The 17,818-nt window shown below is 51.6% G+C and carries 18 protein-coding genes; 6 read left to right on the forward strand and 12 right to left on the reverse strand.

Annotation, left to right across the window (positions count from 1 at the left end; genetic code table 11):
• The first annotated feature begins 72 nt into the window (after positions 1-72).
• The 4 genes from pdeR to osmB all read left to right on the forward strand — a co-directional run bounded on the left by pdeR (position 73) and on the right by osmB (position 3,672).
• A complete protein-coding gene (gene pdeR, locus J1G48_RS12120; protein ID WP_001675620.1) occupies positions 73-2,055 on the forward strand; it encodes a cyclic di-GMP phosphodiesterase in 1,983 nt (660 codons plus the stop codon).
• Between the two features lie 121 nt (positions 2,056-2,176).
• Complete coding sequence (locus J1G48_RS12125) at positions 2,177-2,356, forward strand: hypothetical protein (protein WP_001279854.1); 180 nt, start codon at positions 2,177-2,179, stop codon at positions 2,354-2,356.
• Positions 2,357-2,442: 86 nt separating this feature from the next.
• Complete coding sequence (locus J1G48_RS12130; RefSeq protein WP_001088593.1) at positions 2,443-3,195, forward strand: DNA-binding transcriptional regulator YciT; 753 nt, start codon at positions 2,443-2,445, stop codon at positions 3,193-3,195.
• Positions 3,196-3,453: 258 nt separating this feature from the next.
• Positions 3,454-3,672 (forward strand): osmotically-inducible lipoprotein OsmB, encoded by a 219-nt coding sequence (gene osmB / locus J1G48_RS12135; RefSeq protein ID WP_000481166.1) that lies wholly within the window; start codon positions 3,454-3,456, stop codon positions 3,670-3,672.
• A 119-nt stretch (positions 3,673-3,791) separates the two neighbouring features.
• Here osmB and yciH read toward each other — a convergent pair whose 3' ends face one another.
• The 5 genes from yciH to pgpB all read right to left on the reverse strand — a co-directional run bounded on the left by yciH (position 3,792) and on the right by pgpB (position 7,444).
• Positions 3,792-4,118, reverse strand: coding sequence for a stress response translation initiation inhibitor YciH (gene yciH / locus J1G48_RS12140; protein WP_001285199.1), 327 nt, complete (start codon positions 4,116-4,118; stop codon positions 3,792-3,794).
• Positions 4,118-4,855, reverse strand: a complete 738-nt coding sequence (pyrF, locus tag J1G48_RS12145; RefSeq protein WP_001675160.1) for an orotidine-5'-phosphate decarboxylase — start codon at positions 4,853-4,855, stop codon at positions 4,118-4,120. The genes yciH and pyrF overlap by 1 nt, the downstream gene beginning before the upstream one ends.
• 190 nt (positions 4,856-5,045) lie before the next feature.
• Positions 5,046-6,215 carry a lipopolysaccharide assembly protein LapB gene (gene lapB, locus J1G48_RS12150; RefSeq protein ID WP_000891378.1) on the reverse strand — a complete coding sequence of 390 codons (1,170 nt, stop codon included), beginning with the start codon at positions 6,213-6,215 and terminating at the stop codon, positions 5,046-5,048.
• A 6-nt stretch (positions 6,216-6,221) separates the two neighbouring features.
• Positions 6,222-6,530 carry a LapA family protein gene (locus J1G48_RS12155; protein ID WP_000876301.1) on the reverse strand — a complete coding sequence of 103 codons (309 nt, stop codon included), beginning with the start codon at positions 6,528-6,530 and terminating at the stop codon, positions 6,222-6,224.
• A gap of 149 nt (positions 6,531-6,679) precedes the next feature.
• Positions 6,680-7,444 carry a phosphatidylglycerophosphatase B gene (gene pgpB / locus J1G48_RS12160; RefSeq protein WP_000948651.1) on the reverse strand — a complete coding sequence of 255 codons (765 nt, stop codon included), beginning with the start codon at positions 7,442-7,444 and terminating at the stop codon, positions 6,680-6,682.
• Between the two features lie 195 nt (positions 7,445-7,639).
• Between pgpB and ribA the strand changes: the two genes are divergently transcribed.
• Complete coding sequence (ribA, locus tag J1G48_RS12165) at positions 7,640-8,230, forward strand: GTP cyclohydrolase II (protein ID WP_001176284.1); 591 nt, start codon at positions 7,640-7,642, stop codon at positions 8,228-8,230.
• A 55-nt stretch (positions 8,231-8,285) separates the two neighbouring features.
• Here ribA and acnA read toward each other — a convergent pair whose 3' ends face one another.
• The 6 genes from acnA to topA form a co-directional block, all read right to left on the reverse strand.
• Positions 8,286-10,961: an aconitate hydratase AcnA gene (gene acnA, locus J1G48_RS12170; RefSeq protein ID WP_000099470.1), complete on the reverse strand. Its 2,676-nt coding sequence runs from the start codon at positions 10,959-10,961 to the stop codon at positions 8,286-8,288.
• A gap of 182 nt (positions 10,962-11,143) precedes the next feature.
• Positions 11,144-11,236 carry a small membrane protein YmiC gene (gene ymiC, locus J1G48_RS23335; RefSeq protein ID WP_223148964.1) on the reverse strand — a complete coding sequence of 31 codons (93 nt, stop codon included), beginning with the start codon at positions 11,234-11,236 and terminating at the stop codon, positions 11,144-11,146.
• Positions 11,237-11,345: 109 nt separating this feature from the next.
• Positions 11,346-11,516: a hypothetical protein gene (locus J1G48_RS12175; protein ID WP_000029027.1), complete on the reverse strand. Its 171-nt coding sequence runs from the start codon at positions 11,514-11,516 to the stop codon at positions 11,346-11,348.
• Positions 11,517-11,657 carry a YmiA family putative membrane protein gene (locus tag J1G48_RS12180; RefSeq protein WP_213083631.1) on the reverse strand — a complete coding sequence of 47 codons (141 nt, stop codon included), beginning with the start codon at positions 11,655-11,657 and terminating at the stop codon, positions 11,517-11,519.
• A gap of 280 nt (positions 11,658-11,937) precedes the next feature.
• Positions 11,938-12,912 carry an HTH-type transcriptional regulator CysB gene (cysB, locus tag J1G48_RS12185; RefSeq protein ID WP_000776233.1) on the reverse strand — a complete coding sequence of 325 codons (975 nt, stop codon included), beginning with the start codon at positions 12,910-12,912 and terminating at the stop codon, positions 11,938-11,940.
• A gap of 410 nt (positions 12,913-13,322) precedes the next feature.
• On the reverse strand, positions 13,323-15,920 hold the full coding sequence (gene topA / locus J1G48_RS12190) for a type I DNA topoisomerase (protein WP_000513597.1): 2,598 nt from the start codon (positions 15,918-15,920) through the stop codon (positions 13,323-13,325).
• Between the two features lie 402 nt (positions 15,921-16,322).
• Between topA and J1G48_RS12195 the strand changes: the two genes are divergently transcribed.
• Positions 16,323-16,574 carry a YciN family protein gene (locus J1G48_RS12195; RefSeq protein WP_000548616.1) on the forward strand — a complete coding sequence of 84 codons (252 nt, stop codon included), beginning with the start codon at positions 16,323-16,325 and terminating at the stop codon, positions 16,572-16,574.
• A gap of 41 nt (positions 16,575-16,615) precedes the next feature.
• Here the strand turns inward: J1G48_RS12195 and sohB are convergent, their stop codons facing one another.
• On the reverse strand, positions 16,616-17,662 hold the full coding sequence (sohB, locus tag J1G48_RS12200) for a protease SohB (RefSeq protein WP_000422028.1): 1,047 nt from the start codon (positions 17,660-17,662) through the stop codon (positions 16,616-16,618).
• Positions 17,663-17,818: the final 156 nt, after the last annotated feature.

Genomic DNA, 17,818 nt, shown 5'->3' on the forward strand with positions numbered 1-17,818 from the left:
CATAATTACCCTTATGTATAACATGGCTAACCTTTCTTTTCGGGCACCTGGCGCTTAAATGGGATGGTACGCATGATGAAACAGATTCAGGAACAAACGGCGCTAAATCCCCTTCACTCTCACTGGCGTCTGGCTGATGACCGCAACGTGCTGTATCTCTCCCCGACAGGTGAAACGGATACAGAAAAAACGGTCGAGCTATCGCCGGAGCAAGCCGGGCGTATCCGGGAAATAACGGCGATTACGTCCAGTCTGCTGATAACGTTGTTGATAGAAAAACAGGTTACCGCTGTGCACCTGGTAGGCCGTAAGATTAATAACCGTGAATGGGCTGGCAGCCTGGCAACCTGGCCTGATACGCCTGCCGTCGCGCCAACGCAGGCGCAGGAGCTCTCTTTTGCCGAGCAAATCGTATCAGAAGCCAACTCAGTCATTGCGATACTGGATAGTCGGGGAAAAATCTGTCGATTTAATCGGTTATGCGAAGAGTACACGGGCTTAAAAGAGCGAGATGTAATTGGTCAAAGCGTCTTTAAATTATTTATGAGTCGCCGGGAGGCGGTTGCCTCCCGGCACTACATTGAGAATTTTTTTCGCAATGGCAATGCCTATGAAATCGAACGCTGGATAAAGACCCGTAAAGGCCAACGCCTGTTCTTATTTCGTAATAAATTTGTCCATAACGGTAGCGGAAAAAACGAAATTTTCCTGATCTGCGCAGGCACGGATATCACCGAAGAAAGGCGGGCTCAGGAGCGTTTACGCATACTGGCGAATACAGACACCGTCACCGGCCTGCCCAATCGCAATGCGATCCATGAATTTATTAATCATGCTATTGCCTCGGCTGGCGAGTCGCAAGTGGGTATCGTTTATCTCGATCTGGATAACTTCAAGAAAATTAATGACGCCTATGGGCATATGTTTGGCGATCAGCTCTTACAGGCCGTTTCGCTGGCGCTGTTGAGTTGTCTGGAGGAAGATCAATTGCTGGCCAGACTGGGGGGAGATGAATTCATTGTCCTCGCTGCCCATACGTCTCAGGCCGCGCTGGAAGCAGTAGCCTCACGAATCCTTACCCGTCTGCGGCAACCGTTTCGTATTGGACTCATTGAAGTTTACACGGGATGCGCCATTGGCATTTCGTTGGCCCCCCGGCACGGACAGGACAGCGACAGTCTCATTCGCACTGCCGACACCGCAATGTATAACGCCAAAGAAGGCGGCCGCGGTCAGTTCTGCGTTTTTTCGCCGGAAATGAATCAGCGCGTATTTGACTATCACTGGCTGGATACAAACCTGCGAAAAGCGCTGGAAAACGACCAGTTACTTATTCACTATCAGCCCAAAATTACCTGGCGCGGCGAAGTACGTAGCCTGGAAGCGCTGGTACGCTGGCAATCGCCGGAACGCGGATTAATTCCGCCGCTGGAGTTCATCTCATACGCCGAAGAGTCAGGACTCATCGTCCCGCTGGGCCGCTGGGTGATTCTGGATGTGGTTCGCCAGATTGCGAGATGGCGCGATAAGGGGATTAACTTGCGCGTAGCCGTTAACTTTTCGGCGCGACAACTGGCCGACCAGACGCTTTTTACTGCGCTTAAACAGGCTTTGTACGATCTGAATTTTGAGTATTGCCCGATCGATGTCGAGCTAACGGAAAGCTGCCTGATCGAAAACGACACGCTGGCGCTATCGGTTATCCAGCAATTTAGTCAGCTCGGCGCCCAGATTCATCTGGATGATTTTGGCACCGGGTATTCTTCGCTTTCTCAACTCGCCCGGTTCCCTATTGATGCCGTTAAACTGGATCAGGCTTTCGTCAGAGATATCCATAAGCAACCGCTGTCGCAATCTCTGGTTCGGGCGATTGTCGCGGTGGCTCAGGCGCTAAATTTACAAGTGATTGCCGAAGGCGTAGAAAATGCTAAAGAAGATGCCTTCCTGACAAAAAACGGCGTCAATGAACGACAGGGCTTTTTATTCGCCAAACCTATGCCCGCCGTTTCTTTTGAACGCTGGTACAAACGTTATCAGACGAAAAAAATGCGTTAATGGCGGCGATAATAGGGAGAACAGCCTGTGCAGACAGGCATAGCCCTATTTTTCCCTTCTCTTTTCAGATTAATTTCTGCATCATGAATTGAAACCTTTTCTGACATTAAGGATGACAAACATGTCTGATATCGAAGCACAACGAATTGCCGCACGCATTGATACCGTGCTGGATATCCTTGTTGCTGGCGATTACCACTCGGCCATCAATAACCTTGAAATATTGAGAGCAGAGCTGTTAGATCAGGTTAAAGACGGTATCTCGCCATCCCAGGCTCCCGGGTCGCCCTGGGAAATCTGATAGCGATTATTTGTCCGGGATGGCCGTTAGCCCTTCCCGGCTCTCTGACTGTCTGTTGACTCCTCTTAACGAATAAAATTAATACTATGAACTCCCGACAACAATCAATTTTGCAAATGGTGGTTGATAAAGGCCAGATGAGCGTTGCTGAACTGGCGAAAATTACCGGCGTATCTGAAGTCACGATTCGTCAGGATCTGAATACCCTGGAAAAGCAGAGCTATTTACGCCGTGCGCACGGTTTCGCCGTTTCGCTTGAGAGCGATGACGTAGAGACTCGCATGATGACGAACTACACGCTAAAACGCCGACTGGCGGAGTTCGCCGCCTCGCTGGTCAGTCCAGGGGAATCCGTTTTTATTGAAAATGGCAGCAGCAATGCGCTATTGGCCCGGACGCTGGCGGAACAAAAAGATGTCACGATCATCACCGTGAGCAGTTATATCGCGCACCTGCTCAAAGAGACCCCTTGCGAAGTCATTCTCCTCGGTGGAATCTATCAGAAAAAAAGTGAAAGCATGGTAGGGCCGTTGACGCGACAGTTTATCCATCAAGTGCATTTCAGCAAAGCATTTATCGGTATTGATGGCTGGCAGGCTGATACCGGTTTTACCGGACGCGACATGATGCGATCGGATGTGGTTAACGCTGTTCTGGAAAAAGGCTCAGAAGCGATTGTCCTCACCGACAGCTCCAAATTTGGCTGTGTGCATCCCTATCCCCTGGGCCCGCTCTCTCGCTTCCATCGTGTCATTACGGATTCCAAAATTTCCGCCAGCGATCAAATGCAGTTAGAACATGCGGGGCTGCTAGTCAATGTTATTGGCTCATCCGTTTAAAATATTTCCCGATGGTTTGCCCTATGGCAAATCATCCTCTCTCTAAGACTTTTCTGACATCCCAATTAAGACTATTTACCTGTTGTAACGAGCGTAACGTCGTAAAATTAATATTAGCGAAATAACAGGAAGTGACTATCACCTGCGTGATATACCCCTGCGCAATCAGGTTTTACGGAAAATCTCTTAACAGGTTTTATTTTAACTATAGTTATAGTGAGCTTAATTCCGTGAATCGTTAATTCAGGAGAGAGTATTATGTTTATGACGAGCAAAAAAATGGCCGCTGCTGTGCTGGCAATCACCGTAGCAATGTCTCTGAGCGCCTGCTCAAACTGGTCCAAGCGCGATCGCAACACGGCTATTGGCGCAGGTGCGGGGGCGTTAGGCGGCGCAGTGTTAACGGACGGCAGTACATTAGGCACCCTGGGCGGCGCGGCGGTCGGCGGCGTGATTGGTCACCAGGTTGGAAAATAATCCAGACGTTTAAATATTGAACGGCTCAAAATAATACGTTTATTCTTTTCAGGTCTGGATTACAAAAATAGACAAAGTTGACTTTTACGCCACGGTAATTTACAACCGTGGCGTTTTCATTAGCCGCCAGCTAATTTTACTTTCATTCCTTTAGCTTCCAGCAATGATTTTATCAAGTCGCGTTTATCACCCTGAATTTCAATAATCCCTTCTTTTACTGCCCCGCCACAGCCGCATTTTTTCTTCAGTTCAGCCGCCAGTTTGGTTAATTCCGCATCATTCATCTCGATACCGGTAATCAAACATACGCCTTTACCCTTACGGCCACTGGTTTGACGCTGAATGCGAACGATACCATCCCCTTTGGGACGAACCGGCGCCGTTTTAGGTTCTTCAATGCGCCCCGTCTGTGTTGAATAAACCAGACGACTATTGGAATCGCTCATTATGCCTCCCGTTTCAGTGACGCGTTAATATCCTTCAGCGTTTGCGCCGGATCTACCGATTGCGTAACCGGGCGGCCAATCACCATATAGTCGACGCCAGCGGATAATGCCTGTTCGGGCGTCATAATGCGTCGCTGGTCGCCTGCCTCGCTGCCTGCGGGCCGAATGCCCGGCGTCACCAGCTTAAATGCAGCGCCAAAGGCCTGTTTAAATCTGACAGCTTCCTGAGCGGAACAGACCACGCCATCCAGCCCGCATTGCTGCGTCAGGCGCGCCAGCCGCTCCGCATGTTCCGCCGGTGACAACGTCACGCCCAGATCGTGTAGATCGCTGGTTTCCATACTGGTCAACACGGTCACGGCAATGAGCAACGGCGCATCTTTACCGAATGGCGCCAGCGCGTCGCGCGCTGCGGCCATCATTCTCGCCCCACCAGACGCGTGAACGTTTACCATCCAGACGCCCAGGTCTGCCGCTGCGGCGACTGCCCGGGCCGTGGTGTTGGGAATATCATGAAATTTTAGATCAAGAAAGACATCAAACCCACGTTGCTGGAGATCCCGAACGAGTTGTGGACCAAACAGCGTGAACATCTCTTTGCCCACTTTTAAGCGACAATCGCGAGGATCGATTTTGTCGACAAACGCCAGGGCTTTATCGCGTTCATGGTAATCCAACGCCACAACGACAGGCGATTCAGTAATAGCGCAGGAAGAAGATGAAGCAGTAAACGTCATGACCAGACCTTCTTGATGATGGGCACCGGAAGTGGCGCAAATTGGATAAACGGCGTGCATTCTACCTGCGGCGCAGGGAAATTAACAGGTTCGATTGACAACCTGATAAGCCCTGGCCGCCGATGCCAGCGTCGTTTCTAGCTTTACGTCATCAAGTATGTTGTAACTAAATTGAAGCTTTTTTTATATACTACTGCCCATCAAGTCCGCGAATAGGTTTAATGGTCGACCATGCCCGGCAGGACGGACAGTGCCAGTACAAGGTATAGGCGGTAAAACCGCATTTCTGACAACGATACCGCGGTTTACTGCGCACCTGCTCGCCAACCATATCACGCAGTACCATCAGGCTTTCTTTCGCTCGCCCTTCTTCCGCCTCGTTGAGATGGTAATCCATCAGCTTATGGAACACCCGCATGGTAGGATGTCGCTGTAGCTGACGCGTGATATAGACTTGAGCTGCGTCACTACCTTCACGCGCTTCCAGAATATCGGCAAGCATTAACTCAGCGCCAGCACCGGTATTCTCCTCAACGGCGCGACGTAAAAACTCCGCCCACTCGGCATTTTTACCGAGCTGTTGATAACAGGTTTGCAGCATCTCCAGCGTTTCGCTGACCAGCTCTTTATCCTGAACGATCACACGTTGCAGGCTTTCGACCGCTTTGGCGTAATCCCCTCTCGCCATATAAACGCGCCCCATCATGATAGACACCCGGGCGCTATTTTTATCTGCGGCGGCACCTTTTTTCAGCAACGCCATCGCGCGATCCATGTCGTCGTTGCCCATCTGCTGTAACGCTAACTCACAGTAAAAATGGGCGATTTCGATACGTTGTTTATCTTTGCCCAGCTTCACCAGCCGTTCTGCTACTTCGATCGCCTTTTGCCAGTCGCTGGTTAGCTGATAGATTTGCAAGAGCTGCTGTAACGCGCCTACGCGAAATTCCGTTTCGTCGGTAAGTTGGTTAAACATATCTTCCGCGCGGTCATATAAACCGGCGGCCATATAGTCGCGCCCCAGTTGCTGAACAGCCAGTAAACGCTGTTCATAGGTCAATGAAGCGCTTTCCATGAGCGTTTGATGAATACGAATGGCGCGATCGACTTCGCCGCGAGAGCGAAACAGATTACCGAGAGTGAGATGAGCCTCAACGGTGCCCGTATCCTCTTTAAGCATATCGAGGAACAGATCCACCGCTTTATCTTGTTGGTTACTCAGCAGGAAGTTAACCCCTGCGACATAATCGCGCGACAGGCGGTTAGCTTCATCCTGTTTTGTTTGTTGCGCACTTCTGCGACCCATATACCACCCATAGGCAGCGGCTACAGGCAACAGCAGAAATAACAACTCCAACATAAATGATTATTCCTTTACAACCGACGAGTCGGCAGGGACCGCAACGTCGGTTGCTGGCGAGAGCTTGTTTTCCAGTCGTTTAATTTTACGTTCAGCACGGGCAAGGGAAACGCGGACCCGCAGCCAGAACAGGCCGCAAATCAGCCAGCCAATCGCAAAACCGACGGCGAACAACACAGCAAGCAACGTGGAGATACGATACTCCCCTTGCGCCAGCAGGTAGTTAAACGTCACCTGTTGATCATTCTGCGCGCCCAGCGTCACCGAAATAACAAAAATCGCCAATACCAGTAAGAAAATGAGTAAATATTTCACATTACTTCCCGTTATGTGGTTTGCGCGAATAAATCGTGTCCAACTTACCGCATCCAGCCTTCTAAATTACCATTTTCCCGCCTCGCGCGAAATGGAAATGCGCCCACCATCAGATGATTTAAGGGCAATAGTCAGAAAATCAACCGTTGTCAGCTTTCCTGCTCGCGTTCAGCAATTTCTTGCGCTTCTTCGCGAGGCGGCATAAGCGGCCCGCAAATTCGCTGCGCCAGCCAGGTCGCCAGGGTAACTAATAGCCAGGAGATGAGCGTGGCGACCACTAAATCTCGCGGCCAGTGCATTCCCAGAAGCAAACGGCTGCCCATTACGCCGGTCGCCCAGACTAACAAAAACGCGATGGTGAAAGTCCGTCTGCGCGGCCATAACAGACCCACGGCCAAAAGCGCCCAGCTCGCTGCAAACATGGTGTGTCCGGAGGGAAACGCAAAGCCCGTCTCTTTTTGCCAGTGCTGACGCAGGAAAACGGGGATGTTCTGTTGCCCGGCCAACTGCTCTTTCACTAAATGTCCGCGTTCTGTACGCTTTAAAGTGTAGAACTCATCGACGGGAATATGGTGCGTTTTTTCAAGCCAGACCACAAATGGCCGCGGCTCCTGTACGCGCTCCTTTACCCATGACTTCACACCCTGCCCGACGATAATCGCCCCGCCGAGGATCGCAAACAGCATAATGGCGGCGCGCAGGCGAAATCGCAGGCACCATAAGAACCATCCACAAAGAATCACATGCGTGATAACGCCCCAGGGTTTGGTCACGGTTTCCGTTATCCAGAATAGCGTTTTTAGCCACCAGACCTGATGTCCTGGCTGCCACTGCCAGCCTGATACCCATACGGCAAGCGGCATGATAAGCAACAGGGCGGCGCCTGCCGCGGTGCGCCTCGCAATTGAAAGCATGGATGCTCCTTTTATAAGTAAGTATCACAATCATAACTGAAAATTCTCGCCGGACTGGAAAATTGACAAATTTGTGCCATTCCTGAGCAATTACGTGGTAGTGATTAGGTGATGACCGCCGCCTTATGGCAAAATAGCGGGATACAATCCAACAGGCGACGACACCGCAGGCGTCAGCATAATCTGGAGAAATACATGCAGCTTAAACGTGTGGCAGAAGCCAAACTGCCAACCCCATTGGGTGACTTTCTGATGGTGGGATTTGAAGAACTGGCAACCGGACACGACCATGCCGCGCTGGTTTTTGGCGATATTTCAGGTAAAACGCCGGTCTTGGCTCGCGTTCATTCCGAATGTCTTACCGGGGACGCGCTTTTTAGTCTGCGCTGTGATTGTGGTTTTCAACTGGAAGCCGCGCTGACGCATATTGCGGAAGAAGGACGCGGTATTCTGATTTACCACCGTCAGGAAGGCCGCAATATCGGCCTGCTTAATAAAATTCGCGCTTATGCGTTACAGGATCAAGGCTATGACACGGTGGAGGCCAATCATCAGCTCGGCTTTGCCGCCGATGAGCGTGATTTCACCCTGTGCGCGGATATGTTCAAATTACTGGGCGTAGATGAAGTTCGCCTGCTGACCAATAATCCGAAGAAAGTCGAAATACTGACCGAGGCGGGAATTAATATCGTCGAACGCGTTCCGCTCATTGTGGGTCGTAATCCAAATAATGAGCATTATCTCGATACTAAAGCGGCCAAAATGGGCCACCTACTAAGCAAGTAAGCCACCGGTATTAAAGCGCGGGCCTGCCTGTTTACGGCAGGCCCGATAAACGGCTTTAGTTCAGCATATTTCTAATGACATAGTGCAATATGCCGTCATTCTGGTAGTAAGTCAGCTCGGTGGCGGTATCAATGCGACAGCGGCAAGGCACCGTTTCTTTGCTGCCGTCCGATCTCGTTAACGTCACCGGAATGGTCGCGCCAGGGCGCAGGTTTTGCAGATCCGCGATATCAATCACCTCTTCCCCGGTCAGTCCCAGCGTTTTACGCGTTACGCCCTGTGGAAACTCCAGCGGCAGGATCCCCATCCCAATCAGGTTTGAGCGGTGGATACGTTCGAACGACTCGGCGATCACCACGCGGATACCTAACAGCCGCGGACCTTTTGCCGCCCAGTCACGGCTCGATCCCGACCCATACTCTTTCCCGGCAATTACCGCCAGCGGCGTTTTTTCCTGCTGGTAGAGCATCGCAGCATCATAAATCGACATCGCTTCCGTACCCGGCAAATGCCGCGTCATCCCACCTTCGACGCCGGGCAGCATTTCGTTGCGAATACGAATATTGGCGAACGTACCGCGCATCATCACTTCATGGTTGCCGCGCCGTGATCCATAGGAGTTAAAATCCTTCCGCTCAACGCCGTGGTTTTGCAGATAGCGTCCGGCGGGACTGTCCGGCTTGATACTGCCGGCCGGAGAAATATGGTCGGTCGTTACCGAATCCCCCAGCATCGCCAGGATACGCGCGCCGTGGATATCTTTGACTGGCGCAGGCTGGGCCTGCATTTCATCAAAGAAAGGCGACAGGCGAATATAGGTTGAATCCGACTGCCAGCCGTAGGTATCGGACGATTCAACCTGAATCGATTTCCATTCTTCCGTGCCCTCAAACACTTCCGCATACTCTTTACGGAACATATCTGATGATACCAGTTCAACGGCGCGGGCAATTTCCTGCGCCGAAGGCCAGATATCCTTCAGGTATACCGGATCGCCTTTACGATCGTACCCCAGCGGGTCTGTCGCGAGGTTAATATTCATGTTTCCGGCCAACGCATACGCGACCACCAGCGGCGGCGACGCCAGCCAGTTCGTTTTCACCAGCGGATGGATACGCCCTTCAAAATTTCGGTTACCGGAAAGCACGGCCCCTACCGTCAGATCGCCTTTTTTAATCGCGGTCTCAATAGGCTCCGGCAACGGACCAGAGTTCCCGATACAGGTCGTACAGCCATAACCGACCAGGTTAAAACCGAGCTCATCCAGATAAGGCGTAAGTTTGGCCTGCGCCAGATAGTCAGATACCACTTTTGACCCCGGCGCCAGAGAAGCCTTGACCCACGGTTGACGCTTCAACCCCAGCGTTACTGCTTTTTTCGCCAGTAATCCCGCCGCCATCAGCACGCTGGGATTCGAGGTATTCGTGCAGGAGGTGATGGCGGCAATGACGACAGCGCCATCCGGAAGCTGATATGGCTGTCCGTTCATCGTATAGTCAACCGGCTGGCGATCTCTTTGCGCGGTATTCAGCTCCAGCTCGGCGCTGGCGGCAAAGGCTTTCGGCACATCGCCTAACGCCACGCGATCCTGCGGGCGTTTCGGCCCGGCCAGGCTGGCCTCGACATCGCCCATATCCAGTTCCAGCGTACTGGTAAATACCGGTTCGTCTCCGGGATTACGCCACATTCCCTGCGCCTTCGCGTAGGCTTCAACCAGCTCGACCAGATCGTCGCTACGTCCGCTTAATCGCATATATTCCAGGGTGATGGCGTCAATAGGGAAGAAACCACAGGTGGCGCCATATTCCGGCGACATATTAGCGATGGTCGCGCGATCCGCCAACGGCAGCGAATCCAGACCATCACCATAAAATTCAACAAATTTACCCACGACGCCATGCTTACGCAGCATTTGCGTGACGGTTAGCACCAGGTCAGTAGCGGTGATCCCCTCCCGAAGCTTACCGGTTAACTTAAAGCCGACAACATCCGGGATAAGCATCGACACGGGCTGACCAAGCATCGCCGCTTCCGCTTCGATACCGCCCACGCCCCACCCCAATACGCCCAGACCATTAATCATGGTCGTATGGGAGTCAGTCCCCACCAGCGAGTCCGGGTAAGCAATCCACTCCCCGTCCTGTAATTCGCTCCAGACGGCTTTACCCAGGTATTCCAGGTTAACCTGATGGCAAATGCCGGTGCCGGGCGGCACCACGCTGAAACGGCTGAATGCCTGCTTTCCCCATTTCAGGAACATATAACGCTCATGGTTACGTTCCATTTCCAGCCGCACGTTTTCTTCAAACGCATCGTCATCGCCGAAATGATCGACCGTCACAGAGTGGTCAATAACCAGATCAACCGGCGATAACGGGTTCACTTTCGACGTATCGCCGCCGAGGCGTTTAACGGCTTCACGCATCGCCGCCAGGTCGACAACGGCAGGCACGCCGGTAAAGTCCTGCATCAGGACACGGGCGGGCCGCCAGGCAATTTCACGATCGGCATGGGCATTTTTAAGCCAACCGGCCAGCGCCTGAATATCTTCATCAGTCACAGATTCGCCGTCCTGCCAGCGCAACAGGTTTTCCAGTAACACTTTAAGTGATTTGGGCAAACGGGCGATATCGCCCAGGGATTTGGCAGCCAGCGGCAGACTGTAGTAATGATACGTTTTATCTTTGGCCTGCAATGTATCCTTACTGGCTTCTCGTAGGGTTGACGACATAGCTCCTCCTTAAATGACAGGGTTGCGTTACCCTGATTCTCCACAGGGTTGTATTAAAGATAACACAAACAAAATGTAACGTTTTGATAACAACCCAAATTGCTAAAAGAGGAGAAACCTAACAGGCGAGGAACGAAGATGAAAAAGCCCGATAAATAACGCATTATCGGGCTTTGACGAGATTAGACGGCAATCCAGATTAACTCGGCCCAGAACAGTAGCGATAATATAAACGCGCCAGTCCATGACCAATACTTTATATTTGACGTTAACATAGGCGACACCAACTGTGTTTAATCAATACTGAGAAGCGCTCAGCACACGGTTGCTGCGGTGTAATAAGACAGCGTTAATAAAACAGTAACGCCAATAAAAAGACGAATATTATTTTTGTGACACCTCGTCAGCAAAAGCATCAATAAATGCCCGCTGCTGCGGTGTGAGCGTCCAGTGTTGCGGAACAGACCGAAAAACGGTCGTATCCGGGGTGTTATCATCGTCACCAGATTGAATCGGGGGCGCGACCACGCGCTCGCGTTCCGACGTAATGCTCACTTAGCCCCACCAATGCCAGATAACAAGCGCTACCACTACCCAGAACAACGCAGAACTCACAAAAACCGCCAGCCATGCTTTACGTTTGAGCTCAGGGTCGCGGCGCGGTTCCTGGTTTTCAGAAGGCATTACTAACCTCATGCTATCGGTATCACTTATCATTTCAGCACCAAACAATCGGTACAATTAATCATCAGATGAGACAAATCCTAAATAAACTTTAGTCAAAAATCCAGTCAATTTACGAATCGTTGCCAGTGAATAAATCAATCTTTTGACTCAAGATAACTATTTGGAAAAAGAAACTGGCGGGACGGGTAATTCAACACTATTTTGCTGATCATTACCCGTAATACTTCGAGGGATATTGCAAAAGGCGGCTTTGTCTGCCATGCCACTACGACACAAACCGACGGTGATATTACTTTTCAGGCAGCTTTATATCCTGAAACATCGCTTCAATTTCTTCATTAGAACGCAACGCCACCGCCGTATCCACCACATCACGCGTCAGATGTGGCGCAAAACGCTGGATAAAATCATACATATAGCTGCGTAAAAAAGTACTACGGCGAAAACCAATTTTTGTGGTGCTGTGGCTAAAAATATCGTGCGCGTCAATCCGCACTAAATCAGGATCGGCAAGCGGATCGACCGCCATGCTGGCAATGACGCCAACGCCCAGTCCCAACCTGACATACGTTTTAATCACATCCGCATCGGTTGCAGTAAAGACGATCCGCGGCGTTAATCCTGCGCGATTAAAAGCGGTATCCAGTTCGGAACGCCCGGTAAAGCCGAAGGTATACGTCACCAGCGGATACTGCGCCAGCGCTTCGATCGTTACGGAAGACGTTGCCGCCAATGGATGATCCGGCGTCACCACTATCGAACGGTTCCAGTGATAGCATGGCAACATCACCAGATCGTCATATAAATGCAGCGCTTCCGTGGCAATCGCGAAATCGGCGTTCCCTTTCGATACCGCTTCCGCAATCTGCGTTGGCGACCCCTGGTGCATATGCAGCGAAACGCGCGGGTAACGCTCGATGAAGCCTTTAATCACGCCTGGCAATGCGTAACGCGCCTGAGTATGGGTAGTGGCAATATAGAGCGAGCCTTTATCCGGCCAGGTGTGCTCGCCGGCGACCGACTTAATGGCATCGACTTTGGAAAGCACCTCACGCGCAATACGAATAATCTCCTGACCTGCGGGCGTCACCTGAGTCAGATGCTTACCACTGCGGGCGAAAATCTGGATGCCAAGCTCATCTTCCAGCATCCTAACCTGCTTGCTGATCCCCGGCTGGGAAGTATACAACCCCTCAGCGGTAGAGGAGACGTTAAGGTTATGATTAACCACTTCAACAATGTAACGAAGCTGCTGCAATTTCATAATACATCATCCAGATTAGCGCCATCAGGCCATCGTTTATCTGCAGACTTAATCGGGCTGCTAATACGATTTAATAATAAAAAAGGTGTTAACTATAACCACTATATCATTTATATCTGAACTGTATAGCCAGCGCGATAAAATAATAAGACCGCTATACCTAAAATAATTCGAGTTGCTTAAAGGCGGCAAGGGAGTGAGTTCCCAGGAGCATAGATAACTATATGACTGGGGTGAGCGACAAATCTGCCGGGAGCAGATTTGAACGTCGCGTGCGACGGCCCGTCAGGGCGAGGCCATAGATGGGCCGAGTAATCCGTAGCCAACACATAAGCCACTTGAAGTATGAAGGGGATATAAAAAAGGGCCGCTTACGCGGCCCGCTTGACTACAGTGGCGACAGGCCGGGGTTATTTCTTACCTTCAACCCACTTGCCGTCGACGAAGAACGCTGACCATCCCGTCGCCTTCCCGTCTTTTTCCGCCGCAACGTACTGCTGTTTTGTTTTGCGGCTAAAGCGAACAACGGTTTTATTACCTTCCGGATCCTGCTGCGGCGCATCCGCCAGATACCGCAGTTTTTCCGGCAGGCGATCGCGGAACCGGTAAAGCTCCTCGACTAATGGCGCGCGCGTTTCGCGTGATTTCGGGAACGTATTGGCCGCCAGGAATATCCCTGCGGCGCCATCGCGCAGCACAAAGTACGCGTCCGATTTTTCACACGGCAGTTCCGGTAATGGAACAGGATCTTCCTTCGGCGGCGCAACTTCGCCGTTACGCAAGATCTTACGGGTATTTTTACATTCGTCGTTAGTACAGGCCATGTACTTACCAAAACGCCCCATTTTAAGGTGCATTTCGGAACCACATTTCTCACACTCAACGATCGGGCCGTCATACCCTTTGATGCGGAACTCGCCTTCTTCAATCTCGTAGCCGTCACAGGTCGGGTTATTACCACACACATGCAATTTACGCTTCGGATCGATCAGATAGCTGTCCATCGCCGTACCGCACTTCTGGCAGCGACGCTTGGCGCGCAGGGCGTTGGTTTCGGCGTCGTCGCCTTCCAGCACGTTCAGAACTTCATTTTCCGGCACCAGGTTAATGGTCGTTTTACAACGCTCTTTCGGCGAAAGCGCATAACCTGAACATCCAAGGAAAACGCCCGTACTGGCAGTACGAATTCCCATTTTACGGCCACAGGTTGGACAGTCGATGCTGGTCAGCACCATCTGGTTAGGACGCATCCCCCCTTCTTCCGGATCTTTCTCGGCTTTATCGAGCTGCTGAGTAAAATCGCTGAAGAAGTTATCCAGTACCGCTTTCCACTCGGCCTGGTGATTCGCAACCTGATCCAGACTATCTTCCATCTGCGCAGTAAAATCGTAGTTCATCAATTCGCGGAAGTTTTCTTCCAGCCGATCGGTGACGATTTCACCCATTTTTTCCGCATAGAAGCGACGGTTTTCAACGCGAACATAGCCGCGATCCTGAATGGTCGAGATAATCGACGCATAGGTAGACGGACGACCAATACCGCGCTTCTCAAGCTCTTTAACCAGAGAAGCCTCGCTGAAACGGGCTGGCGGTTTAGTAAAGTGCTGAGCAGGCGTCAATTCAAGTAGCGTCAGCGCATCGCCCTTATTCACGGCAGGCAATGTGCGATCTTCATCGCCTTTACGCAGCGCCGGCATCACTTTTGTCCAGCCGTCAAAGCGCAAAATACGCCCACGCGCTTTCAGACGGAACTCGCCTGCACCAACGGTAAGCGTAGTGGAGTCATATTGTGCTGGCGTCATCTGACAGGCGACAAACTGACGCCAAATTAGCTGATACAACTTCTGCGCGTCAGCCTCCATGTCTTTCAGCGACTCCGCCATGACCGCAACGTCGGAAGGACGGATCGCTTCGTGCGCTTCCTGAGAGTTTTCTTTGCTGGCGTACTGGTTCGGGTTATCCGGCAGGTATTTCTTGCCGAAATTATCGCCAATATAGCCGCGCACCATGTTGACCGCATCCTGACTCAGGTTGGTGGAGTCTGTACGCATATAGGTGATGTAGCCCGCCTCATACAGACGCTGCGCCATCATCATGGTTTTCTTCACGCCAAAGCCCAGCCGGGTGCTGGCCGCCTGTTGTAGCGTGGAGGTGATAAACGGCGCGCCTGGCTTGCTGCTGGTCGGCTTGTCTTCTCGCTCCAGCACGCTATAGCTGGCTTTTTCCAGCAGGCTCACCGCAGCAAGCGTCTGCTCGCGATTTACCGGCCGGAATGGCTTGTCGTTCTGATGCGTGACCTGTAGCGGTAGCGCCTCGCCAGACGGCGTCGTCGTATTAGCGTCAATTTCCCAGAACTCTTCCGGAACAAACGCTTTAATCTCGCGCTCGCGTTCAACGACCAGACGGACCGCGACAGACTGAACGCGACCTGCCGACAAACCACGGGCGATCTTTTTCCACAGCAGCGGCGAGACCATATAGCCTACCACGCGATCCATAAAGCGGCGCGCTTGCTGGGCGTTGACCCTGTTAATGTTCAGCTCGCCCGGCTGTTCAAACGCCTGGCGAATGGCATTTTTGGTTATTTCGTTAAAGACTACGCGACTGTAGCGCGCGTCATCGCCGCCGATCACTTCCCGCAGGTGCCATGCAATGGCTTCCCCTTCGCGGTCAAGGTCGGTTGCGAGATAGATGTGGTCGGCTTTTTCCGCCAACTGTTTCAGTTCAGAGACGACCTTCTCTTTACCGGGCAGCACTTCATAGTGCGCATCCCAGTTGTGCCACGGGTCAACCCCCATACGGTTGACGAGAGCGCCACGTTCATCCTTTTTGGGCTTTTTAGCCGTTTTGGTGGAGGTAGAGTCGGCGCTCTTTTTAGCTGCTGAGCCACTGGTCGGCAAATCACGGATATGACCCACGCTGGATTTCACCACGTAGTCATTACCCAGATACTTGTTGATCGTTTTGGCTTTTGCCGGGGACTCAACGATGACAAGAGCTTTACCCATATTCACCTTTACCTAAGTTGATTCTTCCAGGAATGCGTCGCACGTTGATTCACCTTCCACTGGCGACGAGACAACGATATATGGTCTCTGCGTCTGCGGATATCAACCCCTTGTACTGGCTTTGTGTACGAAATGTAACCCTCAGGTGACTGAGTTAACAGGCTTTTTTGCACACACGCGCTATAGCACGACGGAATTTTGGTCGAATGTCAAGCAATTCTGTTGCCAGATTGACGAAAGCGTCACACTGTACCTGATAAAATTCGATACGCAACTTTATTAGCATGCAAAAACAAATCTTGCCAGTGAACGCAACATGACAAATCCATCAATTTCCTGTGAGAATATTTGCCCATCAGAAGTGCTCAGCGTAGACTAATCTCCTTGTTTAAGGAGTAAAAAATGCATAAAGAGACGCAACCTATCGATCGCGAAACACTGTTGCTTGAAGCCAACAAAATTATTCGGGAACATGAAGACACGATGGCAGGTATTGTCGCCACCGGCGTAACGCAGAGAAATGGCGTGCTGGTTTTCAGCGGCGATTACTTTTTAGACGAGCAAGGGTTACCGACCCCTAAAAGCACCGCGGTGTTTAACATGTTTAAACACCTGGCGCATGTGCTGTCTGAGAAGTATCACCTGGTTGATTAATCCATGCCGGATGGCGCTGAATGCCATCCGGCAATAGCGGTTTACATCAACGGCTTTTGTCCACGCTGCCACCAGCGCAGCAGCAGCCGATCCGCGCTTTCCGCCGCGCTGCCGGTAACACGATCGATCAGTTTTTTACGCTGCATATAGCGCACATTCAGCACCTCGCGCCCTTCCATCAGGCCGAGGATAACCTCATCGCTGGTGTTAATCTCATCAACCAGTCCCTTCTCCAGCGCCTGCTGACCGTACCAGTGTTCGCCCGTGGCGACCTGTTCAATGTCCAGAGCCGGACGCATCCGCTGCACAAACTCTTTGAACAGATGGTGCGTTTCGTTGAGATCTTCACGAAACTTCTGCCGCCCTTCTTCCGTATTCTCGCCTAACAAAGTCAGGGTACGTTTGTACTGCCCTGCGGTATGCAGTTCAATATCAATGTCTTTACTTTTGAGAAAGCGGTTAAAGTTCGGGATTTGCGCGACAACACCAATTGACCCCACAATAGCGAACGGCGCCGCGATAATTTTTTCCGCCACGCAGGCCATCATGTAGCCTCCGCTTGCCGCGACTTTATCCACCGTCACGGTCAGCGGAATATTTTTATCGCGCAGGCGCTGCAATTGCGATGCCGCCAGGCCATAGCCGTGCACAACGCCACCGGGGCTTTCCAGACGCACAACCGCCCGATCGCCGGGTTTCGCCACTGCCAGCACCGCCGTGACCTCTTCGCGTAACGCATTAACTTCGTGAGCGTCCATACTGCCTTTGAAATCTATCACCCATACGCGCGGTTTGTCCGATGTCGCAATGTCCCCCAGCTTCGCTTTCGCTTTGGCGGCTTTCGCCTCCTGCTTATGCTTTTTTTTCTGCGCTTTATGCCACAGTTTTTGCTGATGGCCATCCATCAACGCCGCAGCAAGGTCATCCTTCATCTCCTGATACTGCTCGCTCAAATTGGTCACGCGCAGCTCGCCGCGCTGACGTTTGCGTTGCGTAGCATTCACGATCAGCAGCACAATGACGGCAATGGCCACCACAACGGTGAGGATTTTTGCCAAAAATAAGCCATATTCAGACAACAATTCCACGACTCCCACCTTGATTAAATAACGCGACTTGCGCTCAGTGTACAACAGGCATCGAAGTCAGTCTCTCTTCATCCGTATGCCTGTTGAGGAAGAAAAAGTATGACAAGACGTTCATTTTACGGCGTTATCGCCCCTGTCTGATTGAAAAAAAAGGCG

The sequence above is a fragment of the Salmonella sp. SAL-020 genome (assembly GCF_017372215.1).
Classification (GTDB): Bacteria; Pseudomonadota; Gammaproteobacteria; order Enterobacterales; family Enterobacteriaceae; genus Salmonella; species Salmonella enterica.

Bases quoted from the DNA above. Each gene is read 5' to 3' on its own strand.
- pyrF (WP_001675160.1), bottom strand. From the start codon at position 4,855: ATGACGTTTACTGCTTCATCTTCTTCCTGCGCTATTACTGAATCGCCT.
- J1G48_RS12130 (WP_001088593.1), top strand. From the start codon at position 2,443: ATGAACTCCCGACAACAATCAATTTTGCAAATGGTGGTTGATAAAGGC.
- lapB (WP_000891378.1), bottom strand. From the start codon at position 6,215: ATGTTGGAGTTGTTATTTCTGCTGTTGCCTGTAGCCGCTGCCTATGGG.
- J1G48_RS12125 (WP_001279854.1), top strand. From the start codon at position 2,177: ATGTCTGATATCGAAGCACAACGAATTGCCGCACGCATTGATACCGTG.
- ymiC (WP_223148964.1), bottom strand. From the start codon at position 11,236: ATGTTAACGTCAAATATAAAGTATTGGTCATGGACTGGCGCGTTTATA.
- ribA (WP_001176284.1), top strand. From the start codon at position 7,640: ATGCAGCTTAAACGTGTGGCAGAAGCCAAACTGCCAACCCCATTGGGT.
- acnA (WP_000099470.1), bottom strand. From the start codon at position 10,961: ATGTCGTCAACCCTACGAGAAGCCAGTAAGGATACATTGCAGGCCAAA.
- cysB (WP_000776233.1), bottom strand. From the start codon at position 12,912: ATGAAATTGCAGCAGCTTCGTTACATTGTTGAAGTGGTTAATCATAAC.
- topA (WP_000513597.1), bottom strand. From the start codon at position 15,920: ATGGGTAAAGCTCTTGTCATCGTTGAGTCCCCGGCAAAAGCCAAAACG.
- pdeR (WP_001675620.1), top strand. From the start codon at position 73: ATGATGAAACAGATTCAGGAACAAACGGCGCTAAATCCCCTTCACTCT.
- pgpB (WP_000948651.1), bottom strand. From the start codon at position 7,444: ATGCTTTCAATTGCGAGGCGCACCGCGGCAGGCGCCGCCCTGTTGCTT.
- yciH (WP_001285199.1), bottom strand. From the start codon at position 4,118: ATGAGCGATTCCAATAGTCGTCTGGTTTATTCAACACAGACGGGGCGC.
- J1G48_RS12180 (WP_213083631.1), bottom strand. From the start codon at position 11,657: ATGAGGTTAGTAATGCCTTCTGAAAACCAGGAACCGCGCCGCGACCCT.
- osmB (WP_000481166.1), top strand. From the start codon at position 3,454: ATGTTTATGACGAGCAAAAAAATGGCCGCTGCTGTGCTGGCAATCACC.
- J1G48_RS12195 (WP_000548616.1), top strand. From the start codon at position 16,323: ATGCATAAAGAGACGCAACCTATCGATCGCGAAACACTGTTGCTTGAA.